This window comes from Mesorhizobium sp. M6A.T.Cr.TU.017.01.1.1 (assembly GCF_004023115.1).
In the GTDB taxonomy this organism is placed as follows: Bacteria; Pseudomonadota; Alphaproteobacteria; order Rhizobiales; family Rhizobiaceae; genus Mesorhizobium; species Mesorhizobium mediterraneum.
The window spans coordinates 29588-44456 of the sequence record NZ_RZTA01000022.1; the positions used below are offsets into that span (position 1 = coordinate 29588).

Here is a 14869-nt window from a genome sequence, read left to right on the forward strand (position 1 = left end):
TACCTGGGAAAATCGCGACAATGGACGTGAAGAAGAACGGCGACGTTTCATTCTGGTATGCCGACATCGGCGGGGTGCCCGGCTACCGGCCGCCGCTGCAGGGCGATATCGTGGCCGACGTTTGCATCGTCGGGGCCGGCTACACCGGCCTTTGGACCGCCTATTACCTGAAGCAGGCAGCGCCGCACCTCAACATCGTCATCGTCGAGAAGGAGTTCGCCGGCTTCGGTGCTTCGGGACGCAATGGCGGCTGGCTGTCCGGCGGCTTCTCATGGTCGCGCGAAAAATATGAGGAGGCATCGTCGCGCTCCGGGGTCATCGCCATGCAGGCGGCGATGATGGGCACGGTGAACGAGGTCATATCGGTCGCGGAGACCGAAGGCATCGACGCCGATATTCGCCGTACCGATGAACTGCTTGTCGCAACCAACGAGGGGCAGGAGCAGCGCGCCAAGGCGATGTATGCCCATGCCAGATCCTGGGAGCTGACCGACGACCGCGTCGGGTACATCGATGCAGCAGAGATGCGCCGGCGCATAGCGGTGCACAACGCGCGCGGCGCCTTCGTCATCAAGAAAGTTGCGCGGGTTCAGCCTGCAAAGCTGGTGCAGGGGCTCACCAGGGCAGTGGAGCGCCTCGGTGTCCGGATTTGTGAACAGACGACCGTGCTGTCGATCGAAAAAGGCAAGGTTGCAACCAACCGGGGCGTGGTGCGTGCCGAAAAGATCGTGCGGGCAACCGAGGGTTTTACCGCGGGCATCGCCGGCCACGAGAGACTTTGGTTGGCGCTCAACAGCGCCATCGTTGTGACCGAGCCGTTGTCCGAAAAACTGTGGAGCGAAATCGGCTGGGACGGCTACGAGGTGCTCGGCGACGCTGCGCACACCTACTGCTATGCGCAACGCACCCGGGAAGGGCGCATTGCCATGGGCGGGCGCGGGGTGCCTTATCGTTTCGGCTCCAAGACCGACATTCGCGGCGTCACCCAACAGGCGACGATCGATAAGCTGCACAAGATCCTGACGACGCTTTTGCCGCAGACCAAGGGGCTAAAGCTCGACCATGCGTGGTGTGGAACGCTGGGCGTGCCGCGCGACTGGTGCACGTCGGTGGGCTTTGACAAGCAGACCGGAATAGGCTGGGCCGGTGGCTATGTCGGCCTCGGCGTTTCCACCTCGAACCTCTCGGGACGCACATTGAGGGATCTGCTGCTGGGCAACGACACCGAGCTGACGCGGCTTCCCTGGGTCAATCGAACCGTGCGCAAATGGGAACCGGAGCCGCTGCGCTGGCTGGGCGTCCATTCCATGTATCAGCTCTATCGGATTGCCGACGAGCGGGAAGCAAAGGGGCTGCCGCGCACATCGCGGCTGGCCGCCCTGGCCGATCGCATCACCGGGCACTGAACCGCATTACCTCGAGGACTTAAGAAAATGATCGACTTCAAGACCTTCGCCCACCTTGCGCATATCGACCTCGGTGAGCCTCAGCCGAAACCCACCTCGGTGGAAGGCGATCAGCTGGAAGCAGCCAACACGCTCTGGACTTCGGATGATGGCAAGATCGAAGTTGGTGTCTGGGAATGTTCGCAGGGCCGGTTCACCGCGCGCCGAGACACGAATTCCGAGATTTGCCACATCGTCTCCGGCCGCGTGACGCTGCATGGTCCCGATGGCGCGGCCAAAGGTGTCGGACCCGGCGAATTGCTTGTCCTGCCGCTTGGCTGGCAGGGCGAATGGACCATCCACGAGAAAACGCGCAAGCTTTACATCCTGCATTCGGTCTGACCGCCGCAGGCGGCTGAACTAAACCCCTTCGACCAGCACGATCTCGCCGTCGGCCACTTTCTGGCGGATCGCCACGGCGCGCTGATACTCCGGCGAGTGGTAGCAATCATGCGCCGCAGCCAATGACGGAAACTCGATGATCACGTTGCGGTCGCGGCCCGGCCCCTCGGCCTTTTCGTGCGCGCCACCACGCGCGAGAAATTTCGCGCCGAAACGATCGAAGGCCGGTTTGGCGGCAGCAACATAGTCCTTGTAGCCTTCCGCATCACGCACATCGACGCGGGCGATCCAGTATCCCTTGGGCATGCTCTTTTTCTCCGAAATCTAAGCGTTAAGCCGAGCGCATTTCGTCAAGGATCGCTTCCGCGACCGCCCGCCTGTCGGTCGCGCCGACGATCGGCCGGCCGACGACGAGATGGCTGGAGCCGTTGCGGATCGCCTGCGCCGGCGTGACGACGCGTTTCTGGTCGCCATGGTCGCTGCCCTTGGGCCGTATTCCCGGCGTGACGACGGCCAGGTTGGGCCCGACGATCCGGCGCACCGCTTCCGCTTCCTCGGCCGAGCAGACGATGCCGCCCATGCCGGCATGCAGCGCCTGCTCGGAGCGCCTCAGCACCAGCGTATGCGGGTCATATTCATAGCCGGCGTCGATCACGTCCTGCTCGTCCATCGAGGTCAACACGGTGACGCCAAGCAGGCAGAGATCGCTGCCCCTGGCGGCCTCGACCGCTGCCTTCATCGTCTTCGGATAGGCGTGCAGCGTCAGCATGGTCATGCCCATCCTGGCAATGGCCTCGACACCCTTGGCCACTGTGTTGTCGATGTCGAGCAGCTTCATGTCGAGGAAGATTCTGGTGCCGCCGCTGGCGAGCTCGCGGGCGAAGTCGAGCCCGCCGGCGAAAGCGAGCTGATAGCCAATCTTGTAAAAGGAGACGACCCCGTCGAGCTCGCGCACCGCCTTCTCGGCTTCCTTCAGCGTCGGCACGTCGAGGCCGACGATCAGCCTGTCTTGCATGGTGCTGGCGCGCTCCTGGATCAAGCCTCGATCCGCGTGGACAGCAGGCGCGAGGTTTCGATCAGCGTGCGGCATAGGTGCTCCATCGATCTGTTCAGTCTCTCGTCCCTGAAATTTCCGTCGTCGTCGAAGGCGTTGCCGCCCTCCGGCACGGAACACTCCGGCGTTACCACCTCCATCTGGCAGCGCACCAGCACGGCGCGCAGATGGTTGATGCAGCGTACCCCGGCGAAGTGTCCTTTGGAAGACGAACAAAGGCCGGCGGGCTTGCCGGTGAACGGCCTGAACGACCGCCCGCCATCCGTGCGCACCCGGCTCACCCAGTCGATAGTGTTCTTGAGCAGCGGCGGGATGGAGCCGTTATACTCGGGCGTCGCGATCAGCAGCCCGTCATGGGCAGCGATCTGCCTGGCAAGCTTGAAGACGTTTTCGGGAACGCCTTTCTCCTTTTCCAGATCCTCGTCCAGGATCGGCAGCGGACAGTCGGCAAGCGAGATCCGGGTCACCTCGGCGCCCTGCATGGCGAGTTCCTTCTGCGCCACGTCGGCGGTCCTGCCGCTGTAGGCGCCAGCGCGAATCGAGCCCGCGAAGACGAGAATTTTCGGGATCACTGCCATTGGCCACCTTTGTCCCCGGACAGGTACAGCCAAGGATCGCTCAGATCAACGCATCGGCCCAAAAATCGAAAATCGATTTCTGGAAAGCACGATGCTTGGATTCAAGGTGTTGTGCGTCCAAGAGGACGCACCTCGCTCAAGGGATCAAACCTCGCTCACTCTGAGCGACCGAGTTCGACGCGGAGCGGACGCTTAATGACGGGCCAAGGATCGCCTGTTCCAGGCGTCGTTTCCGTGTAGATATAGCGCTATGACTCAAGGATTGACCTCGACAAATCCTCCGCAAAAACTTCCGCTTGCATTCGGCGGTGGCGCAATCATTGGCGCTCTCGGCGGCCTAATCGGCCTCGGCGGTGCTGAATTTCGTTTGCCGCTGCTGATCGGGGTCTTCCGCTTCACCGCGCTGGAAGCCGTCATCCTCAACAAGGCCATGAGCTTGGTGGTCGTCGCCACGGCGCTACCCTTTCGCATGGGCACGGTGCCTTTTGGCCAGATTGCGGCGCATTGGCCGATCATCGTGAATTTGCTTGCCGGAAGCCTTCTCGGCGCATGGTTCGGAGCGGGATGGGCAACGCGCCTGAAATCGGAAACGCTCTACAGGGTGATCGCAGCGCTGCTCATCGTCATCGCGGCTGTGCTTGTGTTCGGACATGATGCCAGTGTGGGGCGAGCACTGTTGACGGGTACGGCCCAAATGGCGGTGGGTGCTGTCGCAGGGTTCGCAATAGGCGTCGTCGCGTCGTTTCTCGGCGTTGCCGGCGGCGAACTCCTGATACCCACGCTGGTTCTGCTCTTCGGTGCGGACATCAAGCTTGCTGGAAGCCTGTCGCTCGCCGTGAGCCTTCCGACGGTGCTGGTCGGCTTCTCACGCTACAGCCGCGATCAGAGCTTCGCCACCATCGGACGAAATCGGTCGCTCTTGCTTGTAATGGCAGCTGGATCAATCATGGGGACCTTGATCGGCGGTTTTCTGCTCGGCATCGTTCCTAGCGCCCTGCTATTGCCAGCGCTAGCCGCGATCCTCGTAATCTCCGCGTGGAAAGTCTGGCACCAGGCGAGGTAGAGATGTCCGCTTCCACCCATTTTAGGCCATTTGCGGCGGCTGGCTAAGTTTCGACCCTAGTGTGCCGCGCGCCGGTAGATCCACAGCTGCGTTGGCGGGATGTTGCGGATGACGAAATGGAAATGCTCAACCGTGTAGTCGCCGCGGCCAGGCGGGATCGGCGACATTGGGCCGTAGGTCAGCTGCACGATCGGACGGCCTGTCGGGATGCGGTCGAGAAGGCTTTCGACATAGGCGATGCGCTGGGCGACCGGGAAATTGAGCAGTGGGACGCCGGAGACGACCGAATCGAAGGTCAGGCCGCTCTTGTCGCCAAGCGTCGCATCGAGATTGAAGGCGTCGCCCTCGATAACGTTGACGCCGGGATAGAGCCGGCGCAGATGGCGCACGAAATCGGGGGAATATTCGACCGCATAGAGATTTTCAGGCTTTACGCCCTGGGCGAGGATGGCTCTGGTGATGACGCCGGTGCCGGGTCCGACTTCGAGCACCGGCAGGCCCGACTTCGGGTTGACGACGGATGCCATCTTGCGGGCCGTGATGGAACTGGTCGGCACGATCGAACCGACTGCCTTCGGCTTGTCGATCCAGCCCTTGAAGAACTTCAGTTCGTCGTCGAACTTTTCCGCCAGCGCTTTTCGCAGTCCGGGACCATGTGCCATGCAAGTTCTCCTGAACGCTCCCCCGAGAGGCTACTTAGCAGCTACGGGGTTCTAGGCAAGGCGGATGCCGGTATAAGATGTTGATGACGCTAGGGAAGCTTCGCCTTAATTGCACTCTACACCCGATTGACGAGAATAGGCATCAGCGCTCGCTGAAGGTTTCGAAAAAGTCCTTCATGCGGGCAAAAAAGCCGCTCGACTGGGGCGAATTGTCCTTCGAGGAAAGCTGCTCGAATTCCTCCAGCAACTCGCGCTGGCGGCGGGAAAGGTTCTGCGGCGTCTCAACCGCGGTCTGAATATAGAGATCGCCGACATTGTGCTGGCGTAGCACCGGCATGCCCTTGCCCTTGAGGCGGAACTGACGGCCGTTCTGGGTGCCTTCCGGCACCTTCACTTTCGTCTGGGTGCCGTCCAGCGTCGCCACCTCAAAGGAGCCGCCAAGGGCGGCCGTCGTCATCGAGATCGGCACCTTGCAATAGAGATCGGCGCCGTCGCGCTGGAAGAATTCGTGCGGCTTGACCGCAAGGAAAATGTAGAGATCGCCCGACGGGCCGCCGCGCAGGCCGGCCTCGCCCTCATTGGCGAGGCGGATGCGGGTGCCGTCCTCGATGCCGGCCGGGATGTTGACCGACAGCGACCGCTCCTCGGTGACGCGACCCTGACCAGCACATTTCGGGCACGGCTCCTTGATGGTCTGGCCACGCCCTTGGCATTGCGGGCAGGTGCGCTCGATCGAGAAGAAGCCTTGCGTGGCGCGCACCTTGCCGTGGCCGTTGCACATCGAGCAGGTGACGGGCTGGGTGCCGGGCTTGGCGCCGGTGCCGGAGCATTCCGTGCAGGAGATCGACGCTGGCACGTGAATCTGCGCTGTCTTGCCGGCGAATGCCTCCTCCAGCGTGATTTCCATATTGTAGCGCAGGTCGGCGCCGCGCTCGCGGCCGCCTGAGGAGCGGCGCTGGCGCCCGCCCATCATGTCGCCGAAAATATCCTCGAAGATGTCGGCGAAGCCGCCGGCGCCGAAGCCTTGCGCGCCGCCATTCATGCCGCCCTGCTCGAAGGCGGCGTGGCCGAAACGATCGTAGGCCGCGCGCTTCTGCGGGTCCTTCAGCGTCTCGTAGGCCTCGTTGATTTCCTTGAACTTGTGCTCGCAGGAATGGTCGCCGGGATTGCGATCGGGATGGAACTGCATGGCGAGCTTGCGGAAAGCGCTCTTGAGCTCCTTCTCGTCTGCCCCCTTTTGCACGCCCAGCGTTTCGTAGAAATCAGCTTTCATCTTTTCCTGCAGTCCGGATATTCAACGTCTTGAAGCCTTGTTGCGTCGTTTGCCGGCACGCTGTTCCGATTTAGGTGCGATGGGGCCGGGATGCCAGTGTCGACGCGGGCTTGCCCGCATTTTTTCGATCAAGCCCGTATTTTTTCGGTCAGAGTTGCAAAAAAGCCCGGCTTTGCGCCGGGCTTTCCGCTTTATCTGCCGTCAGGCGGCTCAGGCCGACTTCTTCTTGTCGTCGTCCTCGTCGATTTCCTCGAAATCGGCATCGACCACGTCGCTGTCCTTGGCGGCGTCCGCCTTGGCGTCGGCTTCCGCGGCTTCCTTCTGCGAAGCCTCGTACATGGCCTGGCCGAGCTTCATCGAGGTTTCGGCGAGCGCCTGGGTCTTGGCTTCGATCTCGGCCGCGTCGTCGCCTTCGGCGGCGGTCTTCAGCGCCGCGATCGCATCGGCGATCGCCGTGCGGTCGGCCTCGGAAACCTTCTCGCCATATTCTTTCAGCGACTTCTCCGAGGAATGCACCAGCGCCTCGGCCTGGTTGCGGGCCTCGACCAGCGCGCGCCGCTTCTTGTCGGCCTCGGCATTGGCTTCGGCGTCCTTCACCATCTTCTCGATGTCGGCGTCCGAAAGGCCGCCAGACGCCTGGATGCGGATCTGGTGCTCCTTGCCGGTGCCCTTGTCTTTGGCCGAGACGTTGACGATGCCGTTGGCGTCGATGTCGAAAGTGACCTCGATCTGCGGCACGCCGCGCGGCGCCGGCGGAATGCCGACCAGGTCGAACTGGCCGAGCGCCTTGTTGTCGGCGGCCATTTCACGCTCGCCCTGGAAGACGCGGATGGTCACGGCCGACTGTGAATCCTCGGCCGTCGAGAACACCTGGCTCTTCTTGGTCGGGATCGTCGTGTTGCGCTCGATCAGCCGTGTGAACACGCCACCCAGCGTCTCGATGCCGAGCGACAGCGGCGTCACGTCGAGCAACAGCACGTCCTTGACGTCCCCCTGCAGCACGCCAGCCTGGATGGCGGCGCCCAATGCGACGACCTCATCCGGATTGACGCCCTTGTGCGGCTCCTTGCCGAAGAACTGCTTCACGATCTCCTGGATCTTGGGCATGCGGGTCATGCCGCCAACCAGGACGACCTCGTCGATTTCGCCAGCTTTCAGGCTGGCATCCTTGAGCGCCGCCTTGCAGGGCTCGATCGTGCGCTGGACGAGATCCTCGACCAGGCTCTCGAACTTCGCCCGCGTCAGCTTCAGCGTCAGGTGCTTGGGGCCGCTGGCATCGGCGGTGATGAAGGGCAGGTTGATCTCGGTCTGTGTGGTGGACGACAGCTCGATCTTGGCCTTTTCGGCCGCTTCCTTGAGGCGCTGAAGGGCGAGCTTGTCGTTGCGCAGGTCGATGCCCTGTTCCTTCTTGAACTCGGCAGCCAGATACTCGACCAGACGCATGTCGAAATCTTCGCCGCCGAGGAAGGTGTCGCCATTGGTCGACTTCACCTCGAAGACGCCGTCGCCGATTTCGAGCACCGAAATGTCGAACGTGCCGCCGCCAAGGTCATAGACGGCAATGGTCTTGCCTTCCTTCTTGTCGAGGCCGTAGGCAAGTGCGGCCGCGGTCGGCTCGTTGATGATGCGCAGCACTTCAAGGCCGGCGATCTTGCCGGCGTCCTTGGTGGCCTGGCGCTGGGCGTCGTTGAAATAGGCCGGAACGGTGATGACCGCCTTCTCGACCTTCTCGCCGAGATAGGCTTCCGCCGTTTCCTTCATCTTCTGCAGGATCATTGCCGAGATCTGGCTGGGCGACTGCTTCTTGCCGCCGGCCTCGACCCAGGCGTCGCCATTGTCACCCTTGACGATCTTGTAGGGGACGAGCTTCTTGTCCTTGTCAGTCACCGGGTCGTCATACCGGCGGCCGATCAGGCGTTTGACCGCGAAGATGGTGTTTTCAGGATTGGTGACCGCCTGGCGCTTGGCCGGTTGGCCGACGAGGCGCTCGCCATCGCTGTTGATGGCGACGATGGAAGGGGTCGTGCGCGCGCCTTCCGCATTCTCGATGACCTTCGACTCCTTGCCATCCATGATGGCGATGCAGGAGTTGGTGGTCCCCAGATCGATACCGATTACTTTTGCCATTTTTCTAGTCTCTCCGCTAAGCAGGCTCTCAGGACCCGTACAGGCGTTCCGACGAAAGCCCCTGTTCACAAGAAATTCCGCTTCGGCAACCGGCATTCCGGCGTCGAACGGCTTGGCGCGTATATAAGAACAGGCTGCGCGGCGCGCAAGCATTCTGCGCAAGGCCGTCCAACATCCTTTGCTCGGGCCGAGCCGGGTGTTCTCCGGCCATGGCACGGTGAGCCCAGGCCGTCCAGCGCTTCCCATGAACCTTTCCGCGTCTGTTCGCGACTGACACCTAGGTGCTGCATGGTGCGGCCCCGGAAAGGAAAGTGCCATGACTGGAAATCCAAAGGCTCCGCGGTCTCCGGGAACTCAGCGCGACCACCGCTTTCGGGATGGGGGCGATCCGCTGGGCTTTCCGCTGATTCCGTTGACCCTGCGTAAGAGCCGGCGTATCGTGACTGCGAGGAAAGCAGACAATTCGATCAGGGAAAAACGTGCCGGAACGTCGCGCCTTGCCCTGATTTGCGCGGCAAGACCGGATGTTTCTCTCGCCCGCGGGGGGAATTCCATGTCTTGCGACCACGGCGCGTTCGTGCGCTCTCGTGCTGGCCGTTTGCGCCGTGCGATCCAAGCAACCAGTGGATTCCCGGCAACCAGTAGATTCCTGGCGCTCGCCACCACCCTGTGGCTTGGCTGTGCCGCCCAGGCGCAGGAAACGCAGATCATCTATCCGGGCTCGATAGCGGTGACCGGGTTTTCCGGCACTGTCATTCCCAATTTCGAAGAGGGGCCCAATTTCGAAGCAGGCTTGCCGCCCGGCGTCGATCCCGTCGACGAAACCTTCATCGACACGACGCGCGCAACCTTGCGCGTTTTCGACGTTTCAAGGCTAGGCGGGCCGGCCTCCGGCCAGCTCGTCTTCACGCCGCCGCCCTTCGAAGTGACAGCCGAGCAGATCGGCCAGGTGTTCGGCATCACCTATGACGACGGCGTCCGCGACGGTGTTCCATCAGGCATTCCGAACCTCTATGCCGGCGCCAGCTCGCTGCACGGCATCCGCATCGTCACATCAGACGAAGATGCGGACGGGCGCCCTGAGCGGCAGCGTCGCGGTGCTGCCGGCGCCATCTTTATGGACGGCCAGTTCGGCACCGAGAACGGCGGCGGACCGGGCACGATCTGGAAGATCGACGGCATCACCGGCCAGGTGAGCAAATTTGCCGACATCGACACCAACAGCGGTCCCGGCGTTGGCGACATCACCTTCGACAATATCCACCGCCAGATCTTCGCCAGTGACCTCGACACCGGTCTCATACACCGTGTCGACGCCAACGGCACGTCGGTCGACACGTTCGACCACGGCGTTGCCGGGCGCCCGGCGCACGGGCTGGCCCCGCTTGCCGACGATGGCTCGGTCATGGACATCGAGGACGCTGCCTTCGACAGCGAAGACCCCGACAGCTGGGGTTATACGCAGGACGAGCGCCGCGTCTGGTCCGTCGCCTATCATGGCGGCCGGCTCTATTATTCGGTCGGTGAAAAGGCCGAGATCTGGTCGGTGGGCGTTGCCCGCGACGGCAGTTTTGCCGGTGACACGCGCTGGGAACTGACGGTCAAGGCCGACAAGGACCAAGCCGTAACCGACATCGCTTTCGACATCAGCGGCTTCATGTACCTGGCCCAGCGCGGCCCGATAGAAAACCGCTACGACTACAGCCAGTTCGCCGATTCCGGCAAGGGCGAGGTCATCCGCTACTGGCGCGATAACCCGGACGATCCGGCGACGGAATCAGTCTGGGTGGAAATGCCGCAGGAATATGCGGTCGGTTTCCCGGAGGACAACCGGCAGTCGGCCGGCGGCCTCGACCTGCAATATGGCTACGACTCCGACGGCAATCTCGATGCCGGCGTCTGCACCGAGACGCTGGTCAAGACCGGCGACAAATTGCGCGACAATCCCGCACTTGCCGAACAGCTTGCCGGCGGCGGGCCGCTCGCCGTGCACGGCGTGCAGATCACGCCGACAGCACTGGTCAAGCCGGCCAACGTGCCGCCCTTCGGCTCGTGGTTCGTCGACTTCGACGGCTATTTCGAAGACCCCGAGGTTGAAGGCCATGTCGGCGATGTCGAGGTCTGGCACCCCTGCGAGGGTCGTGCCGGCTATTACGAGCAGGTACCGGGCGGCGGTTACCTGCCACCTTTCTATCCGCCCGACTTCCCGCCCCCCGGCGGCGTGCCTCCTTGCCTCGATGTCGAGGATGTCAGGTATTTCTGCACGCCCTCCGGCCTCGAGGCCGAACTCTATCTCCGTGACCATGCCGGCTTTGGCGGCGATTCGATCAAGGCTCTGTCCAGGACATCAGGCGTCGGGGTGACCTCACTCCTCTCCCATGCTCCCGGCGCGCCCTACACGATAGGTATCACCGGCCATTATCCTGGCGACACGGTCGATGTCGGGCTCTGCTTCTACAAGCAGTTCGATCGCGACAAGGGCGGCTATTTCCCTTGCTGCAAGATGACGGTGCCGCTCAGAACCCCAGCCGTCAGCTGCGAACGTTGAGGAGGGGAAGATGAGCATTTCAGCACTTTCCCCACTCGCGACGACCATGAAACCGCTGTCACTCTCCAGGCGCGGCGCGCGCTGGCTGATGGCGGCCGGTATCGCGGTCGCCATGCTGAGCCCGGGGCAAGGCTTCGCGAAAGATCTTGTTCCGGTCCAGACCAGCCAGGCCGACATCGACAAGCCTGCCGATTCCGGTCCGCTCGAAACCGCCAGTCCGGATTTCGGGCTCGACCTCGATGAGCCGCGCATCGTCAATCCGCGGCCCGGCCGGGTCGTGCCTTTCTTCACCAAGAAAGGCAGACAACGAGGCTGCGACTATGTCGTATATTCCCTGAGCTTCGGCCTGCGCGGCAACCCGCAAGCCTTTGCCAGCCCAGGCCTCGCGACCGCGCTGGAAAAGGCCAGGATCGACTTCAAGGACCAGCTTCCGCATGGCCTGCGGATCGTCGGCGTGCATCTGTCCGGCGACGGCACGGATGCGTCCGGCGGACCGCTGCCCGGAGCCTCGATCAGCACGTCGGCAAATCCCAACGACACGGCTGATGTTTCCGACTTCCGGATATCCGCCGCCGATCTCGACGGCGTCGGCGCTCCAAACGAACGCGTCATCACCTTCCAGATCACCGCCAAGATCGACCATGCGGCGTTTGCCTCGCCGGCGATCGTCGACAATCAGGGCATGATCAAGATAACCGTCGGGCCCGGCACCGGGACCATCATCCCGTCACAAGACCCAGGCAAGCCGGACGACGGCAACATCCTTACCGGCGAAAAGACCTCGATCAAGATCGACCTGACCAAATGCAACCCGCCGCCTCCACCTCCCGGCAAGGAATGCTTCAAGGTGGAGCGCGGCACGCTCGATTGCGTGCCCGGCGGCGGCGCCTTCATCTACCATATGCCGGTCGGCCCCGAGATGGGCGGCAAGTGGGTGCATCTCTCGACGACGACACCCGGCATCACCATCATCCCCGACACGCAATTGGTGCCGGCGGGCGGCGGTGTGCTCAACTGGAAGATCGTCGGTGCGTCACCCGGAGACGTCATCCACCTCGTCGTCACCGGCATCGAAACCTATGCCGGCCCGGAGGAGGGCTGGGGCTTGTGCTGCACGCAGACGATCGAAATTGTCATTCCGCGTGACCAGAGGTGTCCGCCCAAGGACAGGGAACCGGATCTGAAAGTCGAAAAACGCGCCAACGTTCCGCGTTGCACGATGGGCGGCGGCTGCGACTTCACCATCAAGGTCACCAATGTCGGCGACGGGCCGTATCACGGCAAGATCGTTCTCGACGACGTGACCTTGCCGGCCGGCTCCACCCTCGATTCAGGACCGAATGCGCCCTGGGTCTGTGCGCCGGCGGCCACCCCGATGACGTGCACCCATCCGGTGACCACGCTCAACCCGGGTGCCTCTGTCGACCTCAAGCTCGGCTTCAAGCCGGCCGCAGGCTGGCAAGGTCGGAGCTTGCGCAACTGCGCCGCCTATAATTATGGCGCCAGCGGCAAGCCGCTGTTCGGCAGCCAGCAAAACGACCGCGGCTGCGCCTCGATCCCGATCTGCCGGCGTGGCGACCGTGACCGCGACTGCCGGCCGCCGGTGGAAAAGAAGGTCGATCTGATCCTGAAGAAGCGTGCGCGCACCCCGGTCTGCACGGCCGATGGTGTCTGCACCTTCGTGATCGACATCATCAACAACGGCAGCGTCCCCTATGACGGGCCGCTGACGGTCACGGACACCTATCCGGGCGGCGCGCCGGTATCCTCGACCTTCGGCCCGACTCCGCCCTGGACATGCGGGCCGAACGGCCCCGGCCAGTTCCGTTGCGACAATGCCGGCATCGTGCTCTCGCCGGGCGCCTCGACGCCGATCTTCGTCGAAGCGGTGATGCCGGCCGGCTACCGGCCGGACACCGTCGAGAACTGCGCCGAAGTGAAGGCCATCCCCGGTGAGAACGACCTCACCAACAACAAGGCCTGCGCCAAGCAACGCATCCGTGATGGCGGAAAGCCGGCCATGCGCATCACCAAGGTGTGCGGCGGAGCACTGGCCGGTGCTGCGGCCGTCACCTGCCGCATCACCGTCATCAGCACCGGCACCACGGCCCCCACCGGTCCGGTGCGGGTCAACGATGCCGCCACGCTGGTGGCCGGCGGCGCGCCCATCCAGATCCAGACCGTCATCCCTGATGGCGCCGAATGGGCGTGCGGACCGGTTCCGGCCAATACGCTGTCGTGCCAGATTCCTGGCGCCGTGATGACGCCTGGAACCAGCCGCCACTTCGACGTGACGGTTGCTGCGAACGGCGAATTCGAGAACTGTGCGCGCGGCTCTTACGGCCCAGCGCCCGGAGACGAGATCGTCTATCCGATCGGCAGGGCCTGCGCCAAGGGTGGCGGCCCTGCCACCATCCGGGTCGAAAAGACCGGCGATGCCGAGTGCCGGGTCGGCCAGCCCTGCTCGTTTGAGATCACCATCACGAATGATGGGGAAGGCACCTTCTCCGGTCCGGTTCGCATCGGGGATGCGATCGGCGTTGAAGGCCTCGGCCGGCTGGAAGGCGTTGCGATCACCTCGATCGACCCGCCCTTCGGCTGCGCGCCGGAACCGGCGACCTTGCCCGCATCCTGCATCGCCAATTTGACGCTCGGCGCCGGGGAAAGCCACGTTCACCAAGTGACCGTGATCATTCCCGACGACGGCCGCCTGGCCAATCTGCAGGGCACCGTCAGCGGCCAGAACTGCGTTGGCGTGCTGTCCCCCGACACGCAGGTGCGAGGCGCGGGCGACGTGCTCTCCCGCGACCCGACCAACGTGCAGGGCGATCGTGGCAAGGCCTATGCCTGCCATCCCTTCACCATCAAGCGTGAGGTGCAGAAGAAGTGCTCGGCAGGCCTCGTCACGAACGACGCCGGCCGGTGTGTCTGCCCGGAAGGCACCACTTTCCGTAACGGCCAGTGCTCGTCCGGTGGCGGCACGGTCATCATACCGAAGCCGAAGGACCCGCAGCGCTGCGTGCTGCTCAAGGGCCAGATCCGGACCTCCGACGGGCGTTGTATCTGCCCGCGCGGAACCGAGCTGGAGAACCGCAGGTGCGTGTCGACCGACGACCCGCCGGCACGCCTGTGCAAGCTGCTGCCTGGCCAGATCCGTACCCAGGACGGCGATTGCATCTGCCCGAGAGGGACGGAGCTAAGGGGCGACGCCTGCCGGCCGATCCGGAAAAAGCCGCCGGTAGTGGAGCAATGCAAGCTGCTGCCCGGCCAGATCCGCACCAAGAACGGCGACTGCGTCTGCCCGAGACGGACGGAACTGAAGGGCAGAGCCTGCGTGCCGATCGTCAAAAAGCCGACCGTGGAACAGTGCACCATCCGCGGCCAGGTCCACAACAAACGCGGCGCCTGTGTCTGCCCGCGCGGGACCGAGGTGATCAGAGGCGCATGCCGCCGGCCGCAGGTGGAGTGTGCGCCCGGTTCACGGCTGATCGACGGCCAGTGCCAGCCGATCATCAAGCGGCGCTGCCCGGTTGGGACAACCGGACAGTATCCGGACTGCACCCCGATCCGCAGAAGGCCGGGCTTGGAGATCAATCCGAACCTCTTGAACCCGAACATCCTGCAGCAGTTTGTGCCGAGGCAACAACGGATTCCCCGGCAGCAGGATCCCGCGCGCAACAGCATTTTGAACTAACCATTCGCACCCACCAAAACCCCGCCGGTGCAATCCGGCGGGGTCTTGGCGCCGACATCTGAAGCCATCGCGCCAAGGACAAA

At 63.4% G+C, this 14869-nt stretch carries 11 protein-coding genes; 5 read left to right on the forward strand and 6 right to left on the reverse strand.

Translation table 11 applies throughout. The annotated features are described in order from the left end of the window. Positions 1-20 precede the first annotated feature (20 nt). Positions 21-1406, forward strand: a complete 1386-nt coding sequence (locus tag EOB36_RS09845) for an FAD-binding oxidoreductase (protein WP_128284767.1) — start codon at positions 21-23, stop codon at positions 1404-1406. Between the two features lie 27 nt (positions 1407-1433). Further along, positions 1434-1787: a cupin domain-containing protein gene (locus EOB36_RS09850; RefSeq protein ID WP_128241663.1), complete on the forward strand. Its 354-nt coding sequence runs from the start codon at positions 1434-1436 to the stop codon at positions 1785-1787. An 18-nt stretch (positions 1788-1805) separates the two neighbouring features. Here EOB36_RS09850 and EOB36_RS09855 read toward each other — a convergent pair whose 3' ends face one another. From EOB36_RS09855 to EOB36_RS09865, 3 genes are read right to left on the reverse strand one after another with little or no spacing between them, the layout of a single operon-like run. After that, positions 1806-2093 carry a DUF1330 domain-containing protein gene (locus EOB36_RS09855; RefSeq protein ID WP_127206348.1) on the reverse strand — a complete coding sequence of 96 codons (288 nt, stop codon included), beginning with the start codon at positions 2091-2093 and terminating at the stop codon, positions 1806-1808. 25 nt (positions 2094-2118) lie between these two features. Next, on the reverse strand, positions 2119-2802 hold the full coding sequence (pyrF, locus tag EOB36_RS09860; protein ID WP_128241662.1) for an orotidine-5'-phosphate decarboxylase: 684 nt from the start codon (positions 2800-2802) through the stop codon (positions 2119-2121). A 20-nt stretch (positions 2803-2822) separates the two neighbouring features. Then, a complete protein-coding gene (locus tag EOB36_RS09865; protein ID WP_128284768.1) occupies positions 2823-3419 on the reverse strand; it encodes an NADPH-dependent FMN reductase in 597 nt (198 codons plus the stop codon). Positions 3420-3681: 262 nt separating this feature from the next. Between EOB36_RS09865 and EOB36_RS09870 the strand changes: the two genes are divergently transcribed. Continuing rightward, the gene (locus tag EOB36_RS09870) at positions 3682-4482 is read left to right on the forward strand and encodes a sulfite exporter TauE/SafE family protein (RefSeq protein WP_245467713.1); all 801 of its coding nucleotides are present in this window, start codon (positions 3682-3684) and stop codon (positions 4480-4482) included. 56 nt (positions 4483-4538) lie between these two features. Here EOB36_RS09870 and pmtA read toward each other — a convergent pair whose 3' ends face one another. The 3 genes from pmtA to dnaK form a co-directional block, all read right to left on the reverse strand. Continuing rightward, positions 4539-5144: a phospholipid N-methyltransferase PmtA gene (pmtA, locus tag EOB36_RS09875; RefSeq protein WP_095484656.1), complete on the reverse strand. Its 606-nt coding sequence runs from the start codon at positions 5142-5144 to the stop codon at positions 4539-4541. Between the two features lie 142 nt (positions 5145-5286). Beyond that, entirely contained in the window at positions 5287-6417 is a 1131-nt protein-coding gene (gene dnaJ, locus EOB36_RS09880; protein WP_095484655.1) for a molecular chaperone DnaJ, read from the reverse strand. A 210-nt stretch (positions 6418-6627) separates the two neighbouring features. Beyond that, entirely contained in the window at positions 6628-8544 is a 1917-nt protein-coding gene (gene dnaK / locus EOB36_RS09885; RefSeq protein WP_126104150.1) for a molecular chaperone DnaK, read from the reverse strand. A gap of 553 nt (positions 8545-9097) precedes the next feature. On the opposite strand from dnaK, the gene EOB36_RS09890 reads away from it, so the two are divergent. Together EOB36_RS09890 and EOB36_RS09895 are read left to right on the forward strand one after the other, a co-directional pair. Then, positions 9098-11092, forward strand: coding sequence for a hypothetical protein (locus EOB36_RS09890; RefSeq protein WP_095484653.1), 1995 nt, complete (start codon positions 9098-9100; stop codon positions 11090-11092). A 10-nt stretch (positions 11093-11102) separates the two neighbouring features. Continuing rightward, a complete protein-coding gene (locus EOB36_RS09895) occupies positions 11103-14786 on the forward strand; it encodes a DUF11 domain-containing protein (RefSeq protein ID WP_128284769.1) in 3684 nt (1227 codons plus the stop codon). Positions 14787-14869: the final 83 nt, after the last annotated feature.

Excerpts from the sequence above, each read along its gene's own strand:
- pyrF (WP_128241662.1), bottom strand. The coding sequence starts at position 2,802 with ATGCAAGACAGGCTGATCGTCGGCCTCGACGTGCCGACGCTGAAGGAA.
- dnaJ (WP_095484655.1), bottom strand. The coding sequence starts at position 6,417 with ATGAAAGCTGATTTCTACGAAACGCTGGGCGTGCAAAAGGGGGCAGAC.
- EOB36_RS09855 (WP_127206348.1), bottom strand. The coding sequence starts at position 2,093 with ATGCCCAAGGGATACTGGATCGCCCGCGTCGATGTGCGTGATGCGGAA.
- EOB36_RS09895 (WP_128284769.1), top strand. The coding sequence starts at position 11,103 with ATGAGCATTTCAGCACTTTCCCCACTCGCGACGACCATGAAACCGCTG.
- pmtA (WP_095484656.1), bottom strand. The coding sequence starts at position 5,144 with ATGGCACATGGTCCCGGACTGCGAAAAGCGCTGGCGGAAAAGTTCGAC.
- dnaK (WP_126104150.1), bottom strand. The coding sequence starts at position 8,544 with ATGGCAAAAGTAATCGGTATCGATCTGGGGACCACCAACTCCTGCATC.
- EOB36_RS09850 (WP_128241663.1), top strand. The coding sequence starts at position 1,434 with ATGATCGACTTCAAGACCTTCGCCCACCTTGCGCATATCGACCTCGGT.
- EOB36_RS09890 (WP_095484653.1), top strand. The coding sequence starts at position 9,098 with ATGTCTTGCGACCACGGCGCGTTCGTGCGCTCTCGTGCTGGCCGTTTG.
- EOB36_RS09845 (WP_128284767.1), top strand. The coding sequence starts at position 21 with ATGGACGTGAAGAAGAACGGCGACGTTTCATTCTGGTATGCCGACATC.
- EOB36_RS09865 (WP_128284768.1), bottom strand. The coding sequence starts at position 3,419 with ATGGCAGTGATCCCGAAAATTCTCGTCTTCGCGGGCTCGATTCGCGCT.